Origin of the sequence: Actinoplanes philippinensis, from assembly GCF_900113015.1 — a bacterium.
Lineage (GTDB): Bacteria > Actinomycetota > Actinomycetes > Mycobacteriales > Micromonosporaceae > Actinoplanes > Actinoplanes philippinensis.
Genome location: NZ_FONV01000057.1, coordinates 1 through 1,144, shown reverse-complemented (window position 1 = coordinate 1,144; position 1,144 = coordinate 1). Strand labels below are relative to the sequence as shown.

The window sequence follows — 1,144 nt, the reverse complement described above, 5'->3', positions numbered from 1 at the left end:
GCTAGTGTGCTGCGCCGGAAATTCGCCTCATAAGTAGGTGTAGCGTGGCGGGATGCCAAGGACTGGACGTCCCACTGCCCCATTGACGCTGTCAGGCGAGGAACGGGCGACGTTGCTGCGCTGGTCACGGCGGGCGAAGTCTTCGCAGGTCCTTGCGATGCGAGCGAAGATCGTCCTGGCCTGCGCCGACGGTCTGTCCAACGTCGAGGTAGCGGCGAAACTGGCGGTGCACCTGTCGACCGTCGGCAAGTGGCGGCGCCGGTTCCTGGCCGAACGGCTGGACGGCATGATCGACGAGCAACGACCGGGCCGGCCCCCATCAATCAGCCTGGACCAGGTGGAACGGGTCGTGGTCGACACCCTGGAGCAGACCCCACGCGACGCCACGCACTGGTCACGGGCATCGATGGCCGAGAAGTCCGGACTGTCGAAGTCGACGATCGGCAGGATCTGGCGCGACTTCGGCCTCAAGCCACACCGGGCGGACACCTTCAAACTCTCGACCGACCCCCAGTTCATCGAGAAGGTCGTCGACGTCGTCGGCCTCTACCACCACCCGCCCGAACGGGCGGTCGTGTTGTGCGTGGACGAGAAGTCCCAGATCCAGGCCCTCGACCGGTCCCAGCCGGTCCTGCCGATGATGCCGGGCATGCCCGAACGACGCACACACGACTACTACCGCAACGGCATCACCAGTCTGTTCGCAGCTTTCAACGTCGCTGACGGCACGGTGATCAGTGAACTGCACCGCCAGCACCGGGCAACCGAGTTCAAGCAGTTCCTGATCACCATCGACAGGCAGGTGCCCGCCGGCCTGGACGTGCACCTGGTCTGCGACAACTACGGCACGCACAAGACCCCGGCGATCCGGGCCTGGCTCGCCCGGCATCCCCGTTTCCACATGCACTTCACCCCGACCGGCTCGTCCTGGATCAACCAGGTCGAACGCTGGTTCGGTTTCCTCACCGACCAGAAGATCCGCCGCGGCGCCCACAAAAGCGTCCAGGCCCTGGAAGCCGACATCCGAGACTGGATCGCCGACTGGAACACCCATCCACGACCGTTCATCTGGACCAAGACCGCCGAAGAGATCCTCGAATCACTCGCCCGATTTTGTAGCCGAATTTCCGGCGCAGCACACTAG

At 64.5% G+C, this 1,144-nt stretch carries 1 protein-coding gene; it reads left to right on the top strand.

The window, feature by feature from the left end:
* The first annotated feature begins 52 nt into the window (after window positions 1-52).
* On the top strand, window positions 53-1,144 hold the full coding sequence (locus BM290_RS46955; RefSeq protein ID WP_093622513.1) for an IS630 family transposase: 1,092 nt from the start codon (window positions 53-55) through the stop codon (window positions 1,142-1,144).

Excerpts from the sequence above, each read along its gene's own strand:
- BM290_RS46955 (WP_093622513.1), top strand. The coding sequence starts at position 53 with ATGCCAAGGACTGGACGTCCCACTGCCCCATTGACGCTGTCAGGCGAG.